This is a genomic window from Streptomyces griseoviridis, from assembly GCF_005222485.1.
Classification (GTDB): domain Bacteria; phylum Actinomycetota; class Actinomycetes; order Streptomycetales; family Streptomycetaceae; genus Streptomyces; species Streptomyces hintoniae.
On record NZ_CP029078.1, the window covers coordinates 2905361 to 2929984 of the forward strand.

The 24624-nt window shown below is 73.3% G+C and carries 16 protein-coding genes and 3 tRNA genes; 8 read left to right on the plus strand and 11 right to left on the minus strand.

Annotated features, from left to right (window positions below):
• Nucleotides 1-50: 50 nt before the first annotated feature.
• On the minus strand, nt 51-3746 hold the full coding sequence (locus tag DDJ31_RS11980) for a S8 family serine peptidase (RefSeq protein ID WP_127180283.1): 3696 nt from the start codon (nt 3744-3746) through the stop codon (nt 51-53).
• A gap of 261 nt (nt 3747-4007) precedes the next feature.
• On the opposite strand from DDJ31_RS11980, the gene DDJ31_RS11985 reads away from it, so the two are divergent.
• The gene (locus DDJ31_RS11985; protein ID WP_127180282.1) at nt 4008-5045 is read left to right on the plus strand and encodes a rod shape-determining protein; all 1038 of its coding nucleotides are present in this window, start codon (nt 4008-4010) and stop codon (nt 5043-5045) included.
• A gap of 10 nt (nt 5046-5055) precedes the next feature.
• Nucleotides 5056-6474, plus strand: coding sequence for a sensor histidine kinase (locus tag DDJ31_RS11990; protein ID WP_127180281.1), 1419 nt, complete (start codon nt 5056-5058; stop codon nt 6472-6474).
• A gap of 358 nt (nt 6475-6832) precedes the next feature.
• Here DDJ31_RS11990 and DDJ31_RS11995 read toward each other — a convergent pair whose 3' ends face one another.
• Entirely contained in the window at nt 6833-7276 is a 444-nt protein-coding gene (locus DDJ31_RS11995) for a GNAT family N-acetyltransferase (RefSeq protein ID WP_164784987.1), read from the minus strand.
• A gap of 297 nt (nt 7277-7573) precedes the next feature.
• Between DDJ31_RS11995 and DDJ31_RS12000 the strand changes: the two genes are divergently transcribed.
• Nucleotides 7574-8041: a hypothetical protein gene (locus tag DDJ31_RS12000; protein WP_127180279.1), complete on the plus strand. Its 468-nt coding sequence runs from the start codon at nt 7574-7576 to the stop codon at nt 8039-8041.
• Between the two features lie 99 nt (nt 8042-8140).
• Here the strand turns inward: DDJ31_RS12000 and DDJ31_RS12005 are convergent, their stop codons facing one another.
• From DDJ31_RS12005 to DDJ31_RS12020, 4 genes are all read right to left on the minus strand, one after another.
• Entirely contained in the window at nt 8141-9463 is a 1323-nt protein-coding gene (locus tag DDJ31_RS12005; protein ID WP_240678235.1) for a hydrogenase expression protein HypA, read from the minus strand.
• A gap of 421 nt (nt 9464-9884) precedes the next feature.
• A tRNA-Ile gene (locus tag DDJ31_RS12010) sits at nt 9885-9958 on the minus strand.
• Between the two features lie 167 nt (nt 9959-10125).
• A tRNA-Asn gene (locus DDJ31_RS12015) sits at nt 10126-10198 on the minus strand.
• A gap of 5 nt (nt 10199-10203) precedes the next feature.
• A tRNA-Asn gene (locus tag DDJ31_RS12020) sits at nt 10204-10276 on the minus strand.
• Nucleotides 10277-10416: 140 nt separating this feature from the next.
• Here DDJ31_RS12020 and DDJ31_RS12025 point away from each other — a divergent pair.
• The 4 genes from DDJ31_RS12025 to DDJ31_RS12040 all read left to right on the plus strand — a co-directional run bounded on the left by DDJ31_RS12025 (nt 10417) and on the right by DDJ31_RS12040 (nt 16144).
• Nucleotides 10417-10722, plus strand: a complete 306-nt coding sequence (locus DDJ31_RS12025; protein ID WP_127180277.1) for a YtxH domain-containing protein — start codon at nt 10417-10419, stop codon at nt 10720-10722.
• A gap of 160 nt (nt 10723-10882) precedes the next feature.
• Entirely contained in the window at nt 10883-12337 is a 1455-nt protein-coding gene (locus tag DDJ31_RS12030) for an FGGY family carbohydrate kinase (RefSeq protein ID WP_127180276.1), read from the plus strand.
• A gap of 145 nt (nt 12338-12482) precedes the next feature.
• The gene (locus DDJ31_RS12035; RefSeq protein ID WP_127180275.1) at nt 12483-14216 is read left to right on the plus strand and encodes an ABC transporter ATP-binding protein; all 1734 of its coding nucleotides are present in this window, start codon (nt 12483-12485) and stop codon (nt 14214-14216) included.
• Nucleotides 14216-16144, plus strand: coding sequence for an ABC transporter ATP-binding protein (locus tag DDJ31_RS12040; RefSeq protein WP_127180274.1), 1929 nt, complete (start codon nt 14216-14218; stop codon nt 16142-16144). The genes DDJ31_RS12035 and DDJ31_RS12040 overlap by 1 nt, the downstream gene beginning before the upstream one ends.
• 60 nt (nt 16145-16204) lie before the next feature.
• On the opposite strand, the gene DDJ31_RS12045 is transcribed toward DDJ31_RS12040, so the two are convergent.
• The 5 genes from DDJ31_RS12045 to DDJ31_RS12065 all read right to left on the minus strand — a co-directional run bounded on the left by DDJ31_RS12045 (nt 16205) and on the right by DDJ31_RS12065 (nt 23096).
• The gene (locus tag DDJ31_RS12045) at nt 16205-17554 is read right to left on the minus strand and encodes an RNA polymerase sigma factor (protein WP_127180273.1); all 1350 of its coding nucleotides are present in this window, start codon (nt 17552-17554) and stop codon (nt 16205-16207) included.
• A 155-nt stretch (nt 17555-17709) separates the two neighbouring features.
• Complete coding sequence (dnaG, locus tag DDJ31_RS12050; protein WP_127180272.1) at nt 17710-19611, minus strand: DNA primase; 1902 nt, start codon at nt 19609-19611, stop codon at nt 17710-17712.
• A 28-nt stretch (nt 19612-19639) separates the two neighbouring features.
• The gene (locus DDJ31_RS12055; protein WP_127180271.1) at nt 19640-20905 is read right to left on the minus strand and encodes an NAD(P)/FAD-dependent oxidoreductase; all 1266 of its coding nucleotides are present in this window, start codon (nt 20903-20905) and stop codon (nt 19640-19642) included.
• A 152-nt stretch (nt 20906-21057) separates the two neighbouring features.
• On the minus strand, nt 21058-22461 hold the full coding sequence (locus DDJ31_RS12060; protein WP_437184205.1) for a deoxyguanosinetriphosphate triphosphohydrolase: 1404 nt from the start codon (nt 22459-22461) through the stop codon (nt 21058-21060).
• Nucleotides 22462-22511: 50 nt separating this feature from the next.
• Entirely contained in the window at nt 22512-23096 is a 585-nt protein-coding gene (locus tag DDJ31_RS12065) for a TetR/AcrR family transcriptional regulator (protein ID WP_127180269.1), read from the minus strand.
• Between the two features lie 256 nt (nt 23097-23352).
• Between DDJ31_RS12065 and DDJ31_RS12070 the strand changes: the two genes are divergently transcribed.
• Nucleotides 23353-24306, plus strand: a complete 954-nt coding sequence (locus DDJ31_RS12070; RefSeq protein ID WP_127180268.1) for an alpha/beta fold hydrolase — start codon at nt 23353-23355, stop codon at nt 24304-24306.
• The last annotated feature ends 318 nt before the right edge of the window (nt 24307-24624 follow it).

The window sequence follows — 24624 nt, forward strand, 5'->3', positions numbered from 1 at the left end:
CGCCGTCTCCCCGTCCCAGGGAGGCGGCGCCGCCGCGTGTCACGGGCCCGCTACCGCGCGACGACGCCCACGGCTCTGACGATCTCCTGGGTCACCGTGCCGCCGCGGTCGTCGTGCGCCGAGGCCCGCAGGGAGACCGACCCGGCCGTGTCCGGCACCCGCAACTCGCCTCTCCACGCCCCTCGTCGACCGCTCAGCGCGACCGGCCGCCACGACGTCCCGCCGTCGTAGGAGACATCGAGCCGGCCACCGTCGACCATGCCGGAGGCGGCTGTGCCACCGCCGATCGTGCCGGAGGCGCCCGTGCCGCCGTCGACCGTGCCGGTGGCGCCCGGCACCGGTTCCGCGCGCAGCGCGACGGGCAGCCCGGCGCCGGCCCGCACCGCACCCGTGCGGTCGGTGCCGAGGTCGAAGGCGAGGTTGAGCAGGGGCAGGACGGTCCACCGGTCGGCGGGGGTGGCGGCGGACCTGACGGTCCACTCGCTGTGCCCGCGGCAGTCCCGCCCCCAACGGGCCGCGTCCACAACGGTGTCGGTGACGATCCGGTAGGTGTGCGGGTCGGCGGGCGCGTCCCGGACGAGGACGGCGGAGCCTTCGGCGCGGGCGACGAGGGCGCCGTCGAGGAGGACGGAGGTGGTCTGGCGCATCCCGCTCCCCTCGCTCCAGACGTCCCCGTACCCGGTGTGGTCGGGCCCTGAGTCGCCGAACCCGGGTGTGTCGAACCGCAGTTGGTCGCCCCGGCGGGCCTGGCCCCGGTCGAGGGCGCTGCCCAGCCAGGGATGCCAGACGGGCCGGAACCAGTGCCGGGCGGGCCGGGTCCCGGCGCGGTAGCCGACCAGCCCGCCGCGCTGCTCCCACGTCCCGTCGCCCGCCGTCACCGCCTCGTGCCAGAGCTGTCCCGTCCCGGTGGAGACGTGGTCGGTGCGGGTGGCCGGAAGGCCGACGGGTTCCATGAAGCCGAGGCCGGTCGGGAAGGCGTCGGTGACGGAGAAGCGGAACTCGCCGCCGGTGACCGGCCGGGCCGCGTGGAACGTCGTGCGTACGGTGGCGAGTTGACCTGGTGCGGGCCGGTAGGTGAGGTCGCGGTCGGGGACCGCTCCTTGGTGCCCCTCCGAAAGGTCGTACAGGTAGGGCGAGTCGGGGGTGCCGGTCAGGTCGACCCGGCGGGCGGCGCGCAGCCCGGCCGCGTCGGCGCTGTCCACGGTGGCGATCGGGAACGGCCGGTCGCCGCTCCCGTCGCCCCACCAGGCGCTGAGCCGTCCGGGGGCGTCGTCGGTGACGAACAGCGCCTGCGCACCGGCGTCTTGAGCGGCCCGCGCGAGGGCCACCGGGTCGGCGTCCGGGGCGAGCCTGGCGAGGACGGCCCGGCCCGCCACCCCGGTGACGGGGCCGTCCCCGACGTCGACGAGCGGCAGCCGCCGGTGCCCGTCCGGCACGGTCCCGCCGGCCTGGGCGAACGCGTCCCGCACCCCGGCGACCTCCAGCGGTGGCCGACCGAGCCGCCACACGGTGCGGTACTCGAAGCGGCCCCGGGTGACCGGTTCGGTCGGCGCGGCGAAGACGCTGTCGTACCCGGCGGCGACCTGGACGGCGACGGACAGGTCGCTGCCGCCGCCGCTGCGCGCGTACTCCATGACCAGTTGGCGGGTCCCGGTGCGCCGGGGCACCTCGGCGCGCACCTCGCGCAGCCGCCGCGCGTCGAGGGTCACCTCACGGTCGCGGTCGAGGACGATCTCGGGGGCGGCGAGGAACCCGAGCCCGAGCGAGTCGGCGCCGTGGCTGCCGCGCACGTCGAGGAAGGACGTCACCCCGTAGGTGCCGGGGGCGAGGCGGAGGCGGAGCGTGCCGGAGGCGTCGACGCGCGCCGGCCGGGGGTCGACGCCCTCGGCGAGTGGCTGCACCAGCAGGTCGGCCGGGGCCGCGGCGCCGTCGCGGTCCTTCACCCGGACCGTGAGGGTGTACCGCTCGTCCTCCTTGACCAGGCCGAAGACCGTGTGCGCGACGGGAGTTCCGGCGACGGAGGCCACGATCCGGCCGCTGGAGGCGCCCACCGGCGCGGGACCGGCGTCGCCGGTGACCGTGGTGGTGGCGGTGGCGTGCGCGGGCACGGTGAGCGAGGAGTCGGCGAGGGTGACGACACCGTCCGGGGCGCCCTCCGCGGTGAGCCCCAACTCGACCGCGCTGTCGGAGGTGTTGGTGTAGGTGAGGGTCCTGGTGACGGGCTGGTCGCCGTCCCGGGCCCACGGGTGGAGGCCGAGGTCGGCGCTGCCGGTCGCGGTGAGGTGCGCGCCGACGGCGCCGGCGGCGCTGACCCGGCCCGCGCCCAGCAGATAGGCGGACGCGTCGAGCGGGCGGCTGCTGGACATCAGCGCGTCCTTCACCTGTTGTCCCGTCCAGTCGGGATGCTCCTCGGCGAGCAGGGCGGCGACGCCCGCGACGTGCGGGACCGCCATCGAGGTGCCGCTCATGGTCGTGTAGGGGCCGCTACCCGGGGTGAGCCCTGAGCGGGCGGCGAGGATGTCGACGCCGGGCGCGGAGAGGTCCGGTTTGAGTGCCTGGTCGCCGAGGCGTGGCCCCGCGCTGGTGAAGGCGGCCGGCCGGTCGGCGGAGTCGACGGCGCCGACGGTCAGCGCGGCGTCGGCGGTGCCGGGCGAGCCGATGGAGGACGGCGCCCCCGCGTTGCCGGCGGAGACCACGAAGAGGGCGCCGGTCTCGGCGGTGAGGGCGCCGACGGCCTGGTCCATCGGCCCTGTGCCGTCGCCCGGCGCGGTGGAGCCGAGGCTCATCGAGACGATCCTGGCGCGGACGTCCCTGGCCGCCCACTCCATGCCCGCGATGATCTGCGACTCGCTGCCCGCGCCCTGGTCGCCGAGCACCTTGCCGACGGCGAGCGTCGCCCCGGGCGCGACTCCCCGCTCCGTGCCCCCGGAGGCGGCCCCGCTGCCGCCGACCGTCGACGTGACGTGGGTGCCGTGGCCGTCGCGGTCGGCGACGTCGTCCGCCCCCGCGACGAAGCCGCGCGCCACGGCGACCCGCCCCGCGAGGTCGGGATGGGCGGCGTCGTACCCGGAGTCGAGGACGGCGACGGTGACGCCCGCGCCGGTCAGCCCGGCCTGCCAGGCGGCCGGGGTGCCGATCTGCGCGTTGCTCCGGGCCAGGTCGGAGCGGACCCGCCCGTCGAGCCAGACCCTGCGGATGCCGTCCCGCCGGACGAACTCCCGCCAGAATCCCCGCCCTTGGCCGGCCCGGACGGCGGCGCCGCGCACGCTCGGCAGCGTCCGGACGCGTTCGGTGCCGCGCGGGGTGGCGACGGCGGCGCCCGGCGCCCAGCCGACGATCAGCGGCAGCCCGCCCGCCGCCCGGTCCCCGAACCCCTGCCGCAGCAGCGCGCCGACGTCGAAGAGGCGCAGGTCGAGCGTCCCGTCCCGCAGGTACGGCCGCGCCTCGTCGGGGACGACGCTGAGCCCGCCGTTCACCGTCTCGGTGCGGACGCCGCCGGTCGCACCCCTGGGCCGCTCCACGGTGACGGCCCTGCGCCCCCCGCCGAGGCCGACGACGGTCACCTTGTCCCCGGTGACGAGGGTGACGGTACCGGTGGCGGTGGTGTCGGGCACCGGGGCACGGACACCGGCGGGCGCGGAGGGACGGCCGCCGCCGCTGGCGCCCGCGGGCCGGGGCGGCAGCGACGCCAGCACGAGTCCGGCCGCCAGCAAGGCCGCCCCCCGCCCGACCGACCGTCCGCCCATCGTCGCCCTCCCCTTCGCCCCACCCCCGCACTTTTGACATGTTCCCGCCCATCGGGCGCCAGGACCACCCCGGGACGCGCCTTCTGACCGAGCATCACTTATTTCACCCACACAAAGTGCACATCAGAAAAAACACCCGTTCGGTCGCACCCCGCCCGGCCCCCCACAACAGGCGGACCCCTCCCCACCGCCCGCACCATGCGTAGGAGAGGCCCGCCGCCCGGCGGCCCCCCACGGTCTGTGTTATCGGAGGACCCGCCCATGACCGCCAGTCTGGAGCAGCTGCGCCGCTGCCACTTCGCCGTCGACCTGGGGGCGGCCAGGACCCGCGTCTACGTGAAGGGCGTCGGGCTCGTCGTCGACCAGCCGTCGGCCGCCGCGGTCAACACCAGGACCGGGGCCCTGATCGCGGTCGGGGAGTTCGCCGAGCAGATGACAGGCCGCACCCCGCACTACATCCGCGTGGTGCGCCCCGTCTCGGGCGGCACCGTCGTCGACATCGAGATGGCCCAGCGGATGCTGCGGCACCTGATCGGCGACAAGATCCGCCGCAACCTGCGCCGCAAGCCCCGGCTGCGGGCCGCGGCCTGCACCCCGCACGACGCCGACCCGCTGGCCCAGCGCGCCGCGATCGAGACCCTCGTCGGGCTCGGCGCCCGCCGGGTGGAGCTGGTGGACACGCTGATCGCCGCCGCCGTCGGCTGCGGACTGCCCGTCGAGCGGCCCGAGGCGACCATGATCATGGTGTGCGGGGCAGCCGCCACCCAGGTCGCGGTGCTCTCCCTCGGCTCGATCGTGACCGCCGAGCGCATCCCGGTCGGCGGCGAGGCCGTCGACCACGCGATCGTCCAGCACCTGCGCCACGAGCACGAGCTGATGCTGCCCAGCCAGTCCGTGCGCCCCCTCCAGCTCGCGCTGTCCGACAACGGCCTCACCTCGCAGGGCCCGACCTCCACCGAGATCCACGGCCGGGACGTGGCGACCGGCCTCGCCCGCTCCGTCCACGTCGACACGGCCGCCGTCCGCGACGCCATCGAGACCCCGATGACCGCGGTCCTCGACGGCATCGGACGGGTGCTGCGCGCCTGCCCGCCCGACCTGGTCGCCGACCTCGTCGACCGCGGGATCATGATGGTCGGCGGCAGCGCCCGCCTCCCCGGCCTCGACCAGATGCTGCGCCGCGCCACCGGCATGCCGGTGCACATCGCCGAACAGCCCGACATCTGCGCCGTCCAGGGGCTCGGCGCGATGCTGGAGGGCCGGATCGAGCCGATCGTCCTCGACCCGCTGTCCAGCTGAACCCCGGCGGATGCCCGACCGGCTGCCGCCCCTCCTCGAAGCGGTCCTCGGCGTCGGGGTCGCACTCGACCTGCGCACCACGCTCCGGCACATCGTGGACAGCGCGGCCGGGCTGACCGGCGCCCGGTACGCGGCACTCACCCTCTCCGACCCCGGGCGCGACGGCCTCACCGAGATCCGCGCCCGGGGCACGGTGCCGCCCGGCGCGGCCGTGCTGAGCGTCCCGATCCGGGTGCGGGACGAGGAGTTCGGACGGCTGCTCCTCGCCGCGCGGGACGACGACGGGTTCGGCGCCGCGGACGAGCAGGTGCTGCGGGTCCTCGCCGCCCAGGCCGGCATCGCCGTCGGCAACGCCCGGCTGTACGAGACGGCCAGGCAGCGCGAGCGCTGGATCGAGGGCGCGGCGGCCGTCACCAACGCGCTGCTGACCGGCGAGCGGGCCGCCGACGCCCTGATGACGGTCGCCGAGCGGGCCAGGATCCTCGCCGCCGCGTCCGCGGGCGTCATCCTCCAGCCCACCGCCGAGGGCGGCATGGAGATCGTGACCGCGTCCACGCACGACGACCCGGGCGACATCGTCGGCGCGACCATCCAGCCGGGCAGCCCGGTCCTCGTCCAACTCCTCGGCGGTGAGCCGGTGTTCATCGACGACTCGGCGACCGACCCGCGGATGACGACCCATGTGCGGCACCGGTTCGGACCCAGCATGATGCTGCCGTTGCAGGCGGAGGGCCGGCTCATCGGCACCCTCGCGCTGCCCCGCAGACGCGGCGGCCGGCCCTACACCGCCCTGGAGCGGCTGCTGGCCACCCAGTTCGCCTCGCAGGCCGCCCTCGCCCTGGTGCTGGCCGACGCGCGGCACGGCCGGGAGCGGCTCGCGGTGTTCGAGGACCGTGACCGGATCGCCCGCGATCTGCACGACCTGGTGGTGCAGCGCCTCTTCGCCACCGGAATGATGCTGGAGTCCGCCGAACGCAGGGCGCCCGCCGAGGAGTCGGACGAGGTACGGGCGGCGCTCGGCAGGGCCGTCGACGAACTCCAGTCGACGATCCAGGAGGTGCGCACGGCGATCTTCGCGCTCCAGCAGCCGCCCGCCGAGGCGCCCGGCTCGTTCCGGAGCCGGGTGCTGCGGGAGACGACGGACGCGGCGGCGCGGCTGGGCTTCGCGCCGTCCGTCGCCTTCACCGGCGCGGTCGACCACCGCGTCCCCGACCAGGCCGCGGGTCACCTCCTGACGGCGCTGCGGCACGCCCTCACCGCCGCCGTCGAACGCCCCGCGGTCTCCCGCGTCGAGGTCACCGTCGACGCGACGGCGACCCTGCCCGACGGCCGGGACGCCGTACGCCTGACGGTCCACGACGACGGAACGCCCCACGCGGCGGACGCGGCCGGCGGCGGGACGACAGTGGTGTGGCAGGCGCCGCTGTGAGCACGGGGCGCTCCGTCGGACGGAACGCCCCGTGGGGGGACCCGGCGGCCGGGTCGCCCCGGCCCTCAGTACGGCAGCAGCCGCCCCGACGGGGTCCTGCGGTCGATGATGTCCCGCGGATCGCGGGAGACGACGGGACGACGGGTGACACGGACGCGGGTCTGGCGGTTCATGGCGCCCTCCTCGGGTGTCGGGCCGGCTGAGCCGGTGCAATCCGGTTGGCCGGCATGGACCGCACCTGGTCCACGCCCCGCCCAGCGACATCGTGCCCACGGTGGCTCCCGCCATGCATCAACAGCAGGAACCTGCACACCCGTTCCCTCCCGCAGGGACGGACCCGGCCATCCCCCGACACCCCTCAGGTGAGGTCGTACATGAACTCGGACTCCCCCTCCCCCAGCGCGCGGTGGTCCGCGCCGAGGCTGCGCATCAGGCGGTGCATCCGGGTGTTGGTGACGCAGACCCACGCGAACACGGTGTCGAGTCCGTCCGCCCGGCACCGGTCGAGTGCCTGCCGCGCGAGCCCCGTCCCCACTCCGCGGGACTGCCAGGCGTCCTCCACGAGAAAGGCGATCTCGGCCTGTCCCGCCGTGTCGAGATAAAGGATGTTGGCCATGGCGACAATGCGATCGTCATCGTGGGCGACGACGGCGACGCCGCGTTCCGGCTCGGCCAGCCGGTGCCAGTTGGTGCGGGAGAATTCCGGCGCGCTCGTCCAGTAGCGCCGTACACGGCTCTCGGCACTGCATCTCCCGTGCATGGCCCTGACCGCCTCGAAGTCATGGACACCGGCGGTACGCATTCTGAGACCGGGGACGGGGAAAGAGTCGTTTCTCACGACAGGGAAAGATATCGACGCCCACCGCGAATCCTCGTGACCGGCGATCCGTTTCCCCGAACAACCGGCGGGAAACATTTCGCCGCGACCGCGTCCCCCTCTCCCGCACCGCGCCGCCCGTCATCATCAAGCTGACATCTCGTCAACTTTGATGCATTTCCCACCCTTTAGCGTCCTTCGTGAGGGCTGCCGGGGTTCGGCGGGCGGACGGGCCGTTAGCGTCTGCCCGGCCGACAGGAACCCCGCCCCCGAGGAGAATCCATGAGAGCCCCGAGACACCCGCGCCCCCTGGGACGCGCCTGCGCCGTCCTGGCGACGGCGGTGCTCGTCGCGCTGGGCCCGGCCCCCGGCGCCACGGCCGGACCCGCCGTGCGGGCCTGCGGCCCCCACGACAGCTGCGCCCACCTGAAGCCGGTCGACCTCACCGCGGGCCAAGCGACCCTGGACGTGGCCCGGTTGACGCTGCGGAACCTCAACGCCCGCGCCCTCGACCCGTCGAGCGGAAAACCGGTCCGCGGGGTGGCGGTGCGGTTCACCACCACCGACGGCCGGTTCCTGGCCGAGGCGCGCACCGGCCGCGACGGCGTCGCCGCCGTCGACGCCCGCGAGCGCGTCGGACCACGCGCCGCACGGGAGTTGACCCACGGCTACGACGCCGCCCTGGTCGGCGACGGCGTGCACGACCCGGCGGTCGCCCACGGCTCCGTCACCCTCGCCACCGGCCGCTGACCTCCGGGCCCGACGCGGAACAGGGGTGCTCCGGAGGCCGCTCGATGACGAACGGCCGGGCACCCCTGTCGCGTCCGGCGGACCGTACGACCCGTCGGGTCACACCGTCAGCTTCAGCGCCTCGAACCACCTCGCGTTGTCGGTGGTCCCGCCGAAGAGGAACTCGGGGCGGGCGTTCTTGCAGTACTGCGCGCTCCAGTCGCCGCCCTGCATCCGCACGCTCTGGCAGACCGAGCCCGTACCGACGTTCATGGCGAACCCGGTCATGAACGGGGCGCCCTTCTTCGAACTGCCGATGTAGACGTTCTTGCCGTCGGCCGTGATGGCCGTCCACTGCGGCTGCCACTTGGCGTTGCCGCTGGTCGAACCCGGGTCGTGGAGAAGCGCGTTGGCGGCGGCGCCGCCGACCTTCCACACCGCGATGTTGAGGGCGGTGATCTGCTTGCCCTGACCCGCCGTCCCGGCCATCGTCCCGTCGCAGACGGGTGTCTGCCAGCCGCGCCCGCTGACGAAGGCGCGGTAGCAGATGTGCCGCCCGTCGGGGTCGTTCCTGGCGAGGCGGTTGACGGCGGTGGCGGCCGTGTTCAGCGGCGCCCTGGCCGTCACGGTGGCGGTGGGCCTGCTCTCGGGCTCGCTCGGCGACGCCGAGACCGCCTCCTTGACGACCGCGGGCTCGGGCGCCCGCTTCGGCTCCGCCTTCTTCTTCTCCTTCACCTCGCTGGGCGTGGGAGAGGGCGACGGCGACGGCGACTCGCTGGTGTAGGTGCCGGGGACGGCCAGCCGCTCGGAGTCGTCCATGACCGTGCCGGCCACGGTCTCCGTACGCTCCCGCTCGGGCTCGCGGTCGTCGCGGCCCGCGACGAGGATCGGGACCGAGATCAGGATCGCGCCGACGATCGCCGCCGCGGCCAGCATCGGCTTCTTGGGCCGCCCGCTGGGCGGTTCGCCCCCCGCCAGCGCCCGCGCGCCCGCACCGCCACCGCCGGACGCCGCCACGGCCGCCGTGGCGTCCGGGGAGGCACCGGCGGGTTCCGAGGCGGACACCGCGGCGGCGGGCCCCGAAGCGGACGCGGTCGCGGCCGGCCCTGACGCCCCCTCGGCCACCGACTCAGGAACCCCGCCCCCCGCCACGGCACTCGGACCCGCCACAGCACTCGGACCCGCCGCGGCGCCTTCGGGCCGCTCGGCCTCCTCCCGGGCGCCGTCGCTCCCCGCGGCCTCGGGCTGCCGGCCCTTCGGCGCTCCGCTCTCCGGCTCCTCGGCGGCGGCCGGGGTCCCGGTGCCGACGGCCGGTTCCGCGGAAGGGGCGGCTGACGGCGCCTCGGCGCGGCCACGCGGGCCGCTCTGCCCGCCGCCGGGTGTCAGCGCGCCGCCGGGGTCCTCGGCCGCGCCGCGCATGGTCACCGCGCGGCGCACGGTCATCGGTGCGCCACCGGAGCCGCTCGCACCGGCCGATGTGCCCGACCGCGGGGGTATGGGAGGGGAAGGATCATGCTCACGTGCCATGCGTATTCCTCACTCATGTCCGGGTCAGGTCCCGCGTCCCGGCGCTCACGGCACCGTCACGGCGCTCGGGCCGTCGGGCGGGCGGCGGGGACACGACCGTTCCCGCTTGTCGGAAAAGGAGTTGGGGCGGGCGGCGGGGGCCGTCGGCCGGCGCTCGACGGGCGGTCGCACCGACTTCGGGCCGACGTGCGGTGGCGTGACGGGAGTGCAGGGTCGGGCCCCAGAAGAACGTACAGGAACGCCCTGGCCCGCGGTCAGGGCGCCGGGAACCGGCAGCAGCTGCCCCGAAAAATGCCAGAGCCGCAGGGAAGAACGATTCTTCGTCTGCGGCTCGCGGTGGGGCGGCTGGGACTCGAACCCAGGACCGACGGATTATGAGTCCGCTGCTCTAACCGGCTGAGCTACCGCCCCTCGCGGCGTGTCGCGTACAAGTGTGCGCGCCGTCTGCCGCAGCATAGCCGCTCATACGATCTCCTGCTTCGTATGGCCGACTTCGCATGCCCTTGAGGACTCCGCCGTGACCAGCGCGGTTCCTGCGGACATGAAAAAGGACCCCAACGGGGTCCTCGTTCAGCATGCTCCCCCGACTGGACTCGAACCAGTAACCTGCCGGTTAACAGCCGGCTGCTCTGCCAATTGAGCTACGGAGGACCGAGCTCCCCCGACTGGACTCGAACCAGTAACCTGCCGGTTAACAGCCGGCTGCTCTGCCAATTGAGCTACAGGGGAATGCCTCGTTGCATCGAACGCACCTACCTGGGTAGTCGCCAGGGGGCGGGCGTTCGCTGCGACACATACATTAGCGCAAGCAGGGGGGTGCTCCGCCAATCAGTACCCCCCGGCACCGACACGAGGGAAGGGCAGCCACCATGCGCTACAAGCTCACGTTCGTCTCCGGCCTGGCGCTGGGCTACGTGCTGGGCACGCGTGCCGGGCGCGAGCGGTACGAGCAGTTGAAGAAGTCGGCACGGCAGGTCGCGCAGAATCCGGCGGTCCGCAACACCGCCGAGTCGGCGGCCCTCCAGGGCCGCCAGTTCGCGGGCAAGGCGTACCACGTGGTCAGTGAGCGGGTCGGGGACAAGATGCCCGACTCGGTGGCCCAGCGGGTCCGCTCCCTGCGGGAGCGCGGCCAGTCGTCCGCCACGGCGGACGACTGGGGCACGAGCAACACGTAACGCGTCGCGTCGACACGGTTCCCCGCGTCCCTCCGAGGGCCGCGGGGAACCGTGTCACCAGCCACAACACACACTCATCGGCGGCCACCCCGGCCGCGGCCGACGCTCCTCGCGGCGCCCACGGCCCGAGCAGGCCCGCCGGTACGGCAGAATTTTGGCCATGGGGATAGTCGCCGGGTTGGACAGCTCACCGGATTTCACTCGCATCGTCGTCTGCGACACGGACACCGGTGCCGTGCTCAGGCAGGGCTACGCGCCGCATCCGGTCGAGGGCGCCGAAGGCGCCGGGCGGCCCTCCGACATCGACCCGCAGGCCTGGCTGCTCTCCCTCGGTGAGGCGGCGGGCGGCGGGCTCCTCGAAGGCGTCCAGGCCATCGGCGTCTCCGCGCAGCAGAACGCGCTCGTGCCGCTCGACGGGCAGGGCAACACCGTGCGCCAGGCGATGGTCGGCGGCGACCGGCGGGCGCAGGTCGCGGCGGCCGATCTGATCGACGCGCTCGGCGGGCGCGAGGCGTGGGCGCAGGCCGTGGGGTCCGTCCCGCAGGCCGCCCACCCGGTGACGAAGCTGCGCTGGCTGGCGAAGACCGAGCCGGACGCCGCGCACCGCACCGCCGCGCTGCTCCAGGCCCACGACTGGCTGGTGTGGCAGCTGCTCGGCCGTCCCGCGCGCAGGACCACCGACCGGGGCGGCGCCTCGGGCACCGGCTACTGGTCGGCGGCCGGCGGCGGCTACCGGCACGATCTGGTGGAGCTGGCCCTCGGCCACCAGGCCCTGCTGCCCGAGGTGATCGGCCCGGCCGAGGCGGCCGGCACGACCCCCGAGGGGCTGCTGATCTCGGCGGGCACCGGCGAGACGATGGCCGCCGCCTTCGGCCTCGGCATCGGGCTCGGCGACGCGGTGGTGTCGCTGGGCGCCTCCGGGTCCGTGATGGCCGTGCACCCCGAGGCGCTGGTCGACCAGAGCGGAATGATCACCTCCCTCGCCGACGCGACCGGCATGCACCTGCCCGTCGTCACCACCCTGAACGCGGTGCGGACCCTGCGCGGGGCGAAGGAGCTGCTCGGGCTCGCGGATCTCGACGCGCTCTCCGAGCTGGCGGTGAAGTCGACCCCGGGCTCGCACGGTCTGGTGATGCTGCCGTACCTGGAGGGCGAGCGGACGCCGAACCTGCCGCACACCGCCGGGACGCTGGCCGGGCTGCGGCGGGAGTCGATGCGGCCCGAGCATCTGGCGCGGGCCGCGTTCGAGGGGATGCTCTGCGGGCTCGCGGACGCCCTCGATGTGCTGCGCGGCCGGGGCGTGGAGGTGCGGCGGATCTTCCTGCTGGGGGCGGCGGCCGAGCTGCCCGCCGTGCAGGCCGCCGCTCCCGCGCTGTTCGGCGTGCCGGTCGTCGTCCCGCAGCCCGCGGACTACGCGGCGATCGGGGCCGCCCGGCAGGCCGCCTGGGCGCTCGGGGTGTCGCAGGGCGCCCTCGATCCGCGCAATCCGCCGGCCTGGCAGGGGGCGGCCGCGCAGGTGCTCGAACCGGGCGAGGAGCTGGCCGTCGGGCAGGCGGTGCGCCAGCAGTACGTGTCCGTCAGGGAGCAGACGCACCCGGGGGCGTTTCGGTCCTGATCCCGCCGGAATGTCACGTTCCGCCCGGAAGGGCTGAAGAAGCACCGCTGTCGGGTTAATCAGTTGGGGTAACACCGGTGGAGTGCAGGACGATAGGAGCCTCGGGCACCAAGCCCGCCCCGCCGCCGACTCCGAGAGACGTAGCGTGCTCATACGACTACTGCGAAGCTATCTCAGCCCCTACCGAAAACCCCTCACCCTGCTGGTGGTGCTCCAGCTCCTGCAGACCTGCGCCACCCTCTACCTGCCCACCCTGAACGCGCACATCATCGACAACGGCGTGGTCAAGGGGGACACCGGGTACATCCTCTCCTTCGGCGCCCTGATGGTCGCGATCTCGCTGGTCCAGGTGGGATGCAACATCGGCGCCGTCTACTTCGGCGCCCGCACCGCGTCGGCGCTCGGCCGCGACCTGCGGGCCGCCGTCTTCGACCGCGTGCAGTCGTTCTCCGCGCGTGAGGTAGGCCACTTCGGAGCGCCCACCCTGATCACCCGGACCACGAACGACGTCCAGCAGGTCCAGATGCTGGCCCTGATGACGTTCACCCTCATGGTCTCCGCCCCGATCATGTGTGTGGGCGGGATCGTGCTGGCGCTCGGCCTCGACGTGCCGCTGTCGGCCGTGCTGGTGGCCGTGGTGCCGACCCTGGGCATCTGCGTGACGCTGATCGTGCGCCGGCTGCGGCCGCTGTTCCGGTCCATGCAGAGCCGCCTCGACACCGTGAACCGGGTGCTGCGCGAGCAGATCACCGGCAACCGGGTGATCCGCGCCTTCGTCCGCGACACGTACGAGGGCGAGCGGTTCCGCAAGGCCAACGGCGACCTCACCGAGATGTCCCTGAAGACCGGCAACCTGCTCGCACTCATGTTCCCCGTGGTGATGACGACGGTGAACCTGTCGTCGATCGCGGTGGTCTGGTTCGGCGCCCACCGGATCAACAGCGGCGGGATGCAGATCGGCGACCTGACCGCGTTCCTCGCCTATCTGATGCAGATCGTCATGTCCGTGATGATGGCCACCTTCATGTTCATGATGGTGCCGCGCGCCGAGGTGTGCGCCGAGCGCATCCAGGAGGTCCTCGGCACCTCGTCCAGCGTGGTGCCGCCGGTCGCGCCGGTCACCGAGCTGCGCAGGCACGGCCATCTGGAGATCCGCGGCGCCGGGTTCCGCTACCCGGGCGCCGAGGAGTCCGTGCTGAAGTCGATCGACCTGGTGGCCAGGCCCGGCGAGACGACCGCCGTGATCGGCTCGACCGGCAGCGGCAAGTCCACCCTGCTCGGCCTCGTCCCCCGGCTGTTCGACGCCACCGAGGGCGAGGTCCTCGTCGACGGCACCCCGGTCGCCGAGCTCGAACCGACGCTGCTCGCCAGGACCGTCGGCCTGGTGCCGCAGAAGCCCTACCTGTTCGCCGGGACCGTCGCCACCAACCTGCGCTACGGCAACCCGGACGCCACCGACGAGGAGCTGTGGCACGCCCTGGAGGTGGCACAGGCCAAGGAGTTCGTGGACCGCCTCGAAGGCGGCCTCGACGCGCCCATCGCGCAGGGCGGCACCAACGTCTCAGGCGGCCAGCGGCAGCGGCTCGCCATCGCCCGCACCCTGGTGCAGCGCCCGGAGATCTACCTCTTCGACGACTCGTTCTCCGCGCTCGACTACGCGACCGACGCGGCGCTGCGCGCGGCCCTCGGCCGGGAGACCGCCGAGGCGACCGTCGTCATCGTCGCCCAGCGGGTGGCGACCATCCGCGACGCCGACCGGATCATCGTCCTGGACGAGGGCCGGGTCGTCGGCACAGGACACCATCAGGAGCTGATGGCGGGCAATGAGACCTACCGGGAGATCGTGCTCTCCCAGCTGACGGAAGCGGAGGCCGCCTGATGGCCGGTCCGATGGGGCGGATGATGGCCGGCGGCGGCCCCGAGCAGCGCTCGCTGGACTTCAAGGTGTCGGGACGGCGCCTGATCGCCCAGTTCAAGCCGGAGCGGCTGACCATCTACGCGCTGCTGGCCTGCGTGGTCGTCAGCGTCGGTCTGAACGTGATCGGCCCGAAGATCCTCGGCAACGCCACCGACCTGATCTTCGCCGGCATCGTCGGCAAGCAGATGCCGGCCGGCACCACCAAGCAGGAGGTGCTCGCGTCGATGCGGGCGCGGGGCGAGGGCGCCCTCGCCGACGTGCTGCGCTCCACCGACTTCACGCCGGGCAAGGGCATCGACTTCGGCGCGGTGGGCGACGTCCTGCTGCTCGCGCTCGGCACCTTCCTGGTCGCCGGGCTGCTGATGGCGGTGGCGACCCGGCTGGTCAACCGGGCCGTGAACCGGACGATGTACCGGCTGCGCGAGTCCGTCCAGGGCAAGCTGGCGCGGCTGCCGCTGTCCTACTTCGACCAGCGGCAGCGCGGTGAGGTGCTGAGCCGGGCGACCAACGACATCGACAACATCGGGCAGACGCTCCAGCAGTCGATGGGCCAGCTGATCAACTCGCTGCTGACCATCATCGGTGTGCTCGCGGTGATGTTCTGGGTGTCGTGGCTGCTGGCGCTGGTCGCGCTGGTGACGGTGCCGCTGTCGTTCGTCATCGCCACCCGGGTCGGCAAGCGGTCGCAGCCGCACTTCGTGCAGCAGTGGCGCACCACGGGCAAGCTGAACGCGCACATCGAGGAGATGTACACCGGGCACACCCTGGTGAAGGTGTTCGGGCGGCAGCGGGAGTCGGCCGAGCAGTTCGCCGAGCAGAACGAGGCGCTGTACGAGGCGGGGTTCAAGGCGCAGTTCAACAGCGGGATCATGCAGCCGCTGATGATGTTCGTGTCGAACCTGAACTATGTGCTGGTCGCGGTGGTCGGCGGGCTGCGGGTGGCGTCGGGCGCGCTCTCCATCGGTGACGTGCAGGCGTTCATCCAGTACTCGCGGCAGTTCTCGATGCCGCTGACGCAGGTCGCGTCGATGGCGAACCTGGTGCAGTCGGGTGTCGCCTCCGCCGAGCGGATCTTCGAACTCCTCGACGCCGAGGAGCAGGAGGCCGACCCGGTGCCCGGCGTGCGGCCCCAGGAGCTGCGCGGGCGGGTCGCCCTCGAGAACGTGTCGTTCCGCTACGACCCGGAGAAGCCGCTCATCGAGGATCTGTCCCTCAAGGTCGAGCCGGGTCACACGGTCGCGATCGTCGGCCCGACCGGGGCGGGCAAGACGACCCTGGTCAATCTGCTGATGCGGTTCTACGACGTCTCGGGCGGGCGGATCACCCTGGACGGCGTCGACATCGCGCAGATGTCGAGGGACGATCTGCGGTCCGGGATCGGCATGGTGCTCCAGGACACCTGGCTGTTCGGCGGCACCATCGCGGAGAACATCGCCTACGGCGCCTCCCGCGAGGTCACCAGGGGCGAGATCGAGGAGGCGGCGCGGGCCGCGCACGCCGACCGGTTCGTGCGGACGCTGCCCGACGGCTACGACACGGTGATCGACGACGAGGGCACCGGCGTCAGCGCCGGTGAGAAGCAGCTGATCACCATCGCGCGGGCGTTCCTGTCCGACCCGGTGATCCTGGTCCTCGACGAGGCGACCAGCTCGGTCGACACCCGCACCGAGGTGCTGATCCAGAAGGCGATGGCCAAACTGGCCGCAGGGCGGACCTCGTTCGTGATCGCGCACCGGCTCTCCACCATCAGGGACGCGGACACGATCCTCGTGATGGAGAACGGCTCGATCGTCGAACAGGGCACGCACACCGACCTGTTGGCGTCCCAGGGTGCCTACGCGCGCCTGTACCAGGCGCAGTTCGCGCAGGCGGTCGCCGAAGTCGACTAGCGGGACGGGTCCTGCCGTCGCCGGGGGCCGCTCACCTCGTCCGGGGTGAGCGGCCCGCTGTCAGTCCAGGTAGCCGCGGAGCTGGTCGGCGAGGGCGTGGTCGCGGAGTTTGTTGAGGGTCTTCGACTCGATCTGCCGTATCCGCTCGCGGGTCACGCCGAAGATGCGGCCGATCTCCTCCAGGGTGCGCGGCCGGCCGTCGGCGAGTCCGTAGCGGAGCTGGACGACCTTGCGCTCCCGCTCCCCCAGTGTCGACAGCACGGCTTCCAGGTGCTCGCGCAGCAGCAGGAACGCGGCGGACTCGACGGGCGAGGCGGCGTCGCCGTCCTCGATGAGGTCGCCGAGCGCGACGTCGTCCTCCTCGCCGACCGGCGCGTGCAGCGACACCGGCTCCTGGGCCAGCCGCAGGACCTCGCCGACCCGTTCGGGCGCCAGGTCGAGGTGGGCGGCTACCTCTTCGGCGGTCGGCTCGCAGCCGCGCTCCTGGAGCATCCGGCGCTGGACGCGGACGACGCGGTTGATGAGTTCGACGACATGGACCGGGACCCGGATGGTGCGGGCCTGGTCGGCGAGGGCGCGGGACATGGCCTGCCTGATCCACCAGGTCGCGTAGGTGGAGAACTTGTAGCCGCGGGCGTAGTCGAACTTCTCGACCGCCCTGATCAGGCCGAGGTTGCCCTCCTGGACGAGGTCGAGCATGGTCAGGCCGCGGCCGACGTACCGCTTGGCGACGGAGACCACCAGGCGCAGGTTCGCCTCGATCAGCCGGCGTTTGGCCATCCGGCCCATCACGACCAGCCGGTCGAGGTCGAGGGTGAGCCGCTCGTCGAGCCCGGGGGTGGTGCCGAGCCGCTCCTCGGCGAAGAGGCCGGCCTCGACGCGGCGGGCGAGTTCGACCTCCTCGGCGGCGGTGAGCAGCGGGATGCGGCCGATCTCGCGGAGGTACTGGCGGAACAGGTCAGAGGACGGGCCGCCGGTGTCGGCGCGGCCGCGCGGGGGTTCGGGCGGCTCGTCGGCCGGCTCGGTGGCCATCTCCGGCACGGCGGGCGGCCCGGCGGGGGCCTCGGTGTCGGCTGATGCGGCGGAGTCAGCGTGCTCGGCGGGTTCGACCGGGCCGGCGGGGCCGGGCTCCGGGTGGCGCGCGGCGCGGTGCTGCGGGGGGACCGCGACGAGGACGCCGCTCTCCGCGTCGTCCGGCTCCGCGCCGGCCGCGCCGATGTCGGTCTGGGTGAGGGTCTGGGTCTGCACGGGGGCGACCTCCAGGATGATCGCTGCCAAGGGGTGCGGCAGCGGTTCTTCGGGGGCGGAGTCGACGGCCTCGCCGTTGTCCGTCCCGTACGCGATGAGCGGAACCGAAGGGATCGGGAACCCGGGTGGGACGGTTCGGTCGCGCTCCGAGGACTCAGGCACCGGCACCCAGTGTGGAGTACGACACATCGCCGCCACGAGGGGCGTGCGATGACTTTTTGCGTCCGGTCCGTGACCGCGCGGTCACCCTCGGGGCGGGCCCGTGCGAGCGCGCCCGCGCTGACCTGGCCCGACGCGGGCGCCCGTGGCGCCGTGGTTCAGAGGGCCGCGACGCCGTGCTCGCGCAGGGCCTGGTCGTACTGCTGGAGCACCCACAGTTCGTTCTGGACGGCGGCGAGTTGGGCGGGGTCGCCGCCCGCGGAGAGCCGGGTCATCTGGGACTGGATGTCACGGACCCGGCGTTCCACGGCCCGGCGGCGGACCTGGACCAGCACGGTGCCCGCGTACACCTCGTCGACGGCGCGCCGCATGATCGGCTCGACGGCCAGCTCGGTGACCATCGCGCGGACCGTGTCGTCGGGGGCGGACTCGCGGACCCGCAGCAGGTACTCGTGGTCGTCCTTGACGCCGTTCTCGGCGCCGCCCGCGTCCATGATGGCCTGGCGCACGGCGGCGTAGGGGGCGGCGGTGAACTCGTCGACGCCGTAGGCGTCGACGGCCGGGGAGACCAGCTCGGGGCGCTGGAGGGCGAGTTTGAGCAGCTCGCGTTCGGTGGCGTAGACGGGGTTGCGCAGGGTGAGGGCGGGGCCGGAGACGGTGGGGCGCGGGGCGGCCTCGTACTGCTGCTGCGGTCCGCGGGCGGGCGCGGGCCCCCGGCCGCCGCGGTCGCGCGCCCAACGGGCCAGCTGGGCGACGCGTTTGACGACGAACTGGGTGTCGAGGATGCCGACCATCCCGGCGAGCTGGACGGCGACCTCGTGCTGGGCGCCGCTGTTCTTGATGCGGGCGACGATGGGCGCCGCCTCGTCCAGCGCGGCGGCGCGGCCGCCGGGGGTGTCGAGGTCGTAGCGGACGACGATCTGGCGCAGCGCGAACTCGAACAGCGGGGTGCGGGGTTCGACGAGGTCGGCGACGGCCTCGTCGCCCTTGGCGAGCCGCAGTTCGCAGGGGTCCATGCCGTCGGGCGCGATGGCGATGTACGTCTCGGCGGCGAACTTCTGGTCGTCCTCGAAGGCGCGCAGGGCGGCCTTCTGGCCGGCCGCGTCGCCGTCGAAGGTGAAGATCACGCGGGCCGAGCCGTTGTCCATCAGGAGCCGGCGCAGGATCTTGATGTGGTCGCCGCCGAAGGCGGTGCCGCAGGTGGCGATGGCGGTCGTCACCCCGGCGAGGTGGCAGGCCATGACGTCGGTGTAGCCCTCGACCACGACCGCGCGGCTGACCTTGGCGATGTCCTTCTTCGCGAGGTCGATGCCGTAGAGGACCTGGGACTTCTTGTAGATCGCGGTGTCGGGCGTGTTGAGGTACTTGGGTCCGTTGTCCGACTCGTAGAGCTTGCGGGCGCCGAAGCCGACGACCTCGCCGCCGATGTCCCTGATGGGCCACATCAGCCGGCCTCGGAAGCGGTCGATGGGGCCGCGGCGGCCTTCCTGGGAGAGGCCGGAGAGCAGGAGTTCCTTGTCGGTGAAGCCCTTGCCGCGCAGATAGCGGGTGAGGTGGTCCCAGCCCTGGGGGCTGTAGCCGACGCCGAAGTGGGCGGCGGCGGCCTGGTCGAAGCCGCGCTCGGCGAGGAAGGTGCGGCCGGTGTCGGCCTCGGGGTGGGTGTCGAGCTGTTCCTTGTACCACTGGGCGGCGACCTTGTGGGCCTCCACCAGCCGGATGCGTTCGCCGCGCTGGTGGGCGGGGTTGTAGCCGCCCTCCTCGTACCGGAGCGTGATGCCGGCCTGGGCGGCGAGCCGCTCGACGGCCTCGGAGAAGGAGAGGTGGTCGACCTTCATGACGAAGGTGAGGGTGTCGCCGCCCTCCTGGCAGCCGAAGCAGTGGAAGAGTCCCTTGCTCGGGCTGACCTGGAAGGACGGCGACTTCTCGTCGTGGAAGGGGCAGAGCCCCTTGAGGTTTCCGCCGCCCGCGTTGCGGAGCTGGAGGTACTCGGACACCACGGCGTCGATCGGGACCGCGTCCCGAACCGCTTTCACGTCCTCGTCGTTGATCCGTCCAGCCACGCGTGAATTCTACGGTGGCGCGCGGGAGCTACGGGACGAGGCTTTCGAGCGGAACGTGCGGGTCCGCCAGGGCGTCGGTGTCCACCGGGGTCCTGGCCCGGATCAGCGCCTGAATGGGCTCTGTGACGTCCCACACATTGACGTTCATCCCGGCCAGCACGCGGCCCTCCTTCACCCAGAAGGCGATGAACTCGCGCTTGCCCGCGTCGCCCCTGATCACGACCTGGTCGTAGGAGCCGGGTGGCGCCCACCCCGAGTACTCCATCCCCAGGTCGTACTGGTCGGAGAAGAAGTAGGGCACCCGGTCGTAGGTGACGTCCTGGCCGAGCATGGCGCGGGCGGCGGCCGGGCCGCCGTTGAGGGCGTTGGCCCAGTGCTCGACGCGCAGGTGGGTGTCGAACAGCGCGTGGTGGAAGGAGGCCACGTCGCCGGCCGCGTAGATGTCGGGGTCGGAGGTGCGCAGCCGGTCGTCGACGGCGATGCCGCCGCCGTGCTCGCGAGGGGCCAGTTCGAGGCCGGCGGCCTCGGCGAGGCCGGTGCGCGGGGCGGCGCCGATGGCGGCCAGCACGTCGTGCGCCGGGTGCTCCTCGCCGTCGTCGGTGCGGGCGGCGAGGACCATGCCGTCCTGGCCGATGATCTCGGTGAGGCTGACGCCGAAGCGGAAGCGGACGCCGTGCTCGCGGTGCAGGTCGGCGAAGAGGCCGCCCAGCTCGGGGCCGATGACGCCGTGCAGCGGGGTGGGGGCGGGTTCGACGACGGTGACCTCGGCGCCGTACTCGCGGGCCGCCGCGGCGACCTCAAGGCCGATCCAGCCGCCGCCCGCCACCACCAGGTGCCCGTTGTCCCGGCCGAGGGAGGCCAGGACGCCCTTGAGGCGTTCGGCGTGGGCGAGGCGGCGCAGGTGGTGGACGCCGGCCAGGTCGGTGCCCGGGATGTCCAGGCGGCGGGGTTCGGCGCCGGTCGCGAGGAGGAGCTTGTCGTAGCGGACGACGGTGCCGTCCTCGCCGAAGCGGACGGTCTTCGCGGCGCGGTCGACGGCGTCGACGGTCTGGCCGAGGTGCAGCTCGATGTCGTTGCGCGCGTACCAGGCGGGTTCGTGCACGAAGACGCTGTCGCGCTCCTCCTTGCCGAGGAGGTAGCCCTTGGAGAGCGGGGGGCGCTCGTAGGGGTGGTCGCGTTCGTCGCAGATCAGTATCACCCGGCCGGTGAAGCCCTCCGCTCGGAGTGTCTCGGCCGCCTTCGCGCCGGCGAGTCCGCCTCCGACGATGACGAATGTCTGATCCGCGTCGACCACGTGATGCCTCCTCGTAAGGGTGTCGCCCCATGCGAGCGTCCCGCACGGAGCGTGATGGGGGAAGAGGGAGTGGCCCGATCAGGCCACGGAGGGTCACCTTCGGGCGCTTTTCCCGTCACACCCGTGTCCGACCGCCCACCCGTATCCGTCGCTCACGCGTACCCCGTCAGCCGCGCGTGCAACGAGCGGGCCGAGGCGTCGGTGTGCGAGGCGATCTGATCGACGATCACGCGTTTGCGGGCGCGGTCGTCGGGTGCCGCGTCGAACAGGGCCCGGAACTGCGGGTCGAGTCCGTCGGGGGCGCGCGCGGTGAGCGCCCGCGCCAGCTCGGCGACGACGATCCGCTGGTCGGCCCTGAGCAGTTCCTGCTCGACCCGCTGCATCACGTACCGGTCGGCGACCGCCTTGAGGACGGCGCACTCGAGGCGCGTCTCCCTCGGGACGACGAGTTCGGCGCCGTAGCGGGTGAGCCGGCCGGTGCCGTACGCGGCGCGGGTGGCGGACTCGGCGCCGAGGCAGAAGCGGCCGATGAGCTGGCTGGTGGCGTCCTTGAGGCGGGCCTGGGCGACCGCGGAGCCGTCGTAGCCGTGCGGCCACCACTCCTGGTCCTGGAGCCGGTCGAGGGCTTCGGACAGCTCGGTGGGGTCGGTGTCCACGGGGACGTAGCGGCCGACGGCGACCGCGAAGACCGCCTGCCGCTCGGGCTCGGCGTGCAGGCAGTTGGGGTCGATGTGCCCCGCGTGCAGGCCGTCCTCGACGTCGTGCACGGAGTACGCCACGTCGTCGGCCCAGTCCATGACCTGGGCCTCGAAGGTGGTGCGGGTGCCGGGGGCGTCCCTGCGGGCCCAGTCGAAGACCGGGCGGTCGTCGTCGTAGACGCCGAACTTGGGCGACTTGGGGTCGGTGGGGTGCGCGCCGCGCGGCCACGGGTACTTGGTGGCCGCGTCCAGGGTGGCGCGGGTGAGGTTGAGGCCGACGGAGCCTTCGGGGGTGAACCGCTTGGGCTCGATGCGGGTGAGCAGCCGCAGCGACTGGGCGTTGCCCTCGAACCCCCCGCAGTCCTCGGCGAATTCGTTGAGCGCCTGTTCGCCGTTGTGCCCGAACGGCGGGTGGCCGAGGTCGTGGGCGAGACAGGCGGCCTCCACGAGATCCGGGTCGCAGCCGAGGGCGGCGCCCAGCTCCCGGCCGACCTGGGCGCACTCGAGGGAGTGGGTCAGGCGGGTGCGGGGGCTGGCGTCCCACGCCTGGGTCCTGGTGCCCGGGGTGACGACCTGCGTCTTGCCCGCGAGCCGACGCAGCGCGGAGCTGTGCAGGATGCGCGCGCGGTCGCGCTGGAACGCGGTGCGGCCGGGGCGTTTGTCGGGCTCCGGTGCCCAGCGTTCGGCTGCGGAGGGGTCGTATCCGGTCGGAGGTGCGGGTGCCATGGTTCGACAGTAAGCGGCGGCAGTGACAATGCGGACGCCCGGGGGCGGGTGGGGGGCGTTCTCCGGCCGCGGAGACGGCGCCCACCGGGCTTGAGCCCGTCGGTACGGCCGCCGCGCACGCCTCGGGCTCATGAGGTGGCCGGGCGTCCGAGGCCGCGCGTCCGGCGGGGGCGGCGGACGCGTCAGGCGCGCGGCGCCTGTGCCAGCGCGTCAACGGTGACGCCCACGATGGCCAGGAGCTGCGCCGGACTCGCCCCCGCCCTGCTCATGACGGCGAGCGACTGGTTCACGGCCGCCGCGTGCACGGCGAAGGCGTCGGCGTCCCGGTCGGTCAGCCGGCCGGCCTTCAGGGCGGCGCGCAGCCGCCGGCGCTGGAGGCCGAGCGCCTGTCTGGCGTGCTCCGCGACGCTCGGGCTCAGCGCCGGGATCGCCATGGCCGACTGGGCGATCAGGCATCCGTCGGGCAGTTCGGGATCGGCGATGCGCTGGAGGGTGACGTCGAAGAACGCGCGAACGGCGGCGACGGGATCCGAGGCCGCACCCGAGAGGGCGGCGTCGTACTTCTCGCCGTAGCGCGCGGCGTAGCGGTCCAGGCAGCGCAGGAAGAGCGTGTCCTTGGCGCCGAGGGATGAGTAGAGGGAGCTGCGGTTCAGGCCGGTCGCCCGGGACAGGTCGTCCACGGAGGTGTCGGCGTAGCCGTCGCGCCAGAACTGGATCATCGCGGCGTCGAGCGCCGTGTCCATGTCGAACTGCTTCCTGCCTGCCACGCGGTACTTCCTTGCCGAGGGGTCGACGGTCCGGGCTCCTGTGCCGCCGTACACCATCCTATCTTGGACTGATCGGTTCAAGATGTGTAGCCTTCCAGGGTGGCTACGCCCGAGGTCGGGCATACCGCCCATTTCGCGGCCACGCGGGAAGCATCACGCCGGGCGGCGCCAGCCACCGCCACCGCCGCCGACCGCGCCCGCCCCCACCGCACACCCGACACCTTCGACACCCCCCACACGCACCGATGGAGGACCCGTGACCGGCTCAGCGACCAGCGCTCCGCATGTCCCCGAAAGCAACCCCGTCCCCGAGCTGCCCCTGCCGCAGCTGGCCGGATTCACCCATCGCTGGGTCGACGCGGACGGCGTCCGCCTGCACGCCGTCGACGGCGGACGGCATGACGGCCCGGCCGTCGTCCTGCTCGCCGGATTCCCGCAGACCTGGTGGGCCTGGCGCAAGGTGATGCCCGCCCTCACCCACCGGTTCCGTGTCATCGCGATCGACCTGCCGGGCCAGGGCCACTCCGAGCGTCCGGACCGCGGCTACGACACGCACACGGTCGCCGCGCACGTCCACGCCGCCGTGCGGGCTCTCGGAGTGTCGACCTACACCCTGGTCGCCCACGACATCGGCGCCTGGGTCGCCTTCTCCCTGGCCCTCGGCTTCGAGCGCCATCTGCGCGGGGTCGCGCTGCTCGACGCCGGAATCCCCGGCATCACCCTCCCGGAGTCGATCCCCACCGACCCCGAACGGGCCTGGAAGACCTGGCACTTCGCGTTCCACCTCGTGCCCGAGCTGCCCGAGACGCTGCTCACCGGCCGCGAACGGGAGTACGTCGGCTGGTTCCTGAAGGTGAAGGCCCTGTCCCCCGACACGTTCGACGACGCCGAGATCGACCACTACGCGGCGTCCGTCGCCGCCGACGGCGGCCTGCGCGCGTCCCTCGCCTACTACCGGGAGGCCGAGGAGTCGGCGCGCGAGAACCGCGAGGTGCTCAAGGACCGGCACCTGACCGTGCCGGTCCTCGGGATCTCCAGCAGCCACGGCTCCGTCCCCGACATGGCCGCCGCCCTCCGCCCCTGGGCCGACGACACCACCGGGATCGTCGTGCCCGGCGCCGGACACTTCATCCCGGACGAGCAGCCCGAGGCCGTCGCTGCCGCGCTGGCGGACTTCATCGCCGACCGGGACGGAAACCGGACCGCCTGACCGGCGAGACGGCCGCCGTGCCCACCGGGACACGTGCGTTCCGAGCGCCATCAGGACGGCACCGAGCCGCACGAGCGGGCCTGACCTGCGGTTTCGGGTGCCCGGGTGAGGCTGGTCACGGGCCTAGGGGTGAACCGCGGGACCGGAGCGGACGTCTCTGTCTGTCGAACGTCAGGGCTCGGGAGCGAGCGCGCCGACCGGGAGGGGACGTCGTATGCGCCGGACGGGGCTGCGGGGAGTGGGATCTGCCGAAGAGGGGGCGGACGGAGAGGGGTCGGGCGGAGGGGAGCCGGGCGGGGGCGCGGCGTCTGCGGGCGC

What these genes read in the sequence shown, in the direction of transcription:
- DDJ31_RS11980 (WP_127180283.1), bottom strand. Translation starts at nt 3,746, where the DNA reads ATGGGCGGACGGTCGGTCGGGCGGGGGGCGGCCTTGCTGGCGGCCGGA.
- DDJ31_RS11985 (WP_127180282.1), top strand. Translation starts at nt 4,008, where the DNA reads ATGACCGCCAGTCTGGAGCAGCTGCGCCGCTGCCACTTCGCCGTCGAC.
- DDJ31_RS11990 (WP_127180281.1), top strand. Translation starts at nt 5,056, where the DNA reads ATGCCCGACCGGCTGCCGCCCCTCCTCGAAGCGGTCCTCGGCGTCGGG.
- DDJ31_RS11995 (WP_164784987.1), bottom strand. Translation starts at nt 7,276, where the DNA reads ATGCGTACCGCCGGTGTCCATGACTTCGAGGCGGTCAGGGCCATGCAC.
- DDJ31_RS12000 (WP_127180279.1), top strand. Translation starts at nt 7,574, where the DNA reads ATGAGAGCCCCGAGACACCCGCGCCCCCTGGGACGCGCCTGCGCCGTC.
- DDJ31_RS12005 (WP_240678235.1), bottom strand. Translation starts at nt 9,463, where the DNA reads ATGACCGTGCGCCGCGCGGTGACCATGCGCGGCGCGGCCGAGGACCCC.
- DDJ31_RS12025 (WP_127180277.1), top strand. Translation starts at nt 10,417, where the DNA reads ATGCGCTACAAGCTCACGTTCGTCTCCGGCCTGGCGCTGGGCTACGTG.
- DDJ31_RS12030 (WP_127180276.1), top strand. Translation starts at nt 10,883, where the DNA reads ATGGGGATAGTCGCCGGGTTGGACAGCTCACCGGATTTCACTCGCATC.
- DDJ31_RS12040 (WP_127180274.1), top strand. Translation starts at nt 14,216, where the DNA reads ATGGCCGGTCCGATGGGGCGGATGATGGCCGGCGGCGGCCCCGAGCAG.
- DDJ31_RS12060 (WP_437184205.1), bottom strand. Translation starts at nt 22,461, where the DNA reads ATGAGCCCGAGGCGTGCGCGGCGGCCGTACCGACGGGCTCAAGCCCGG.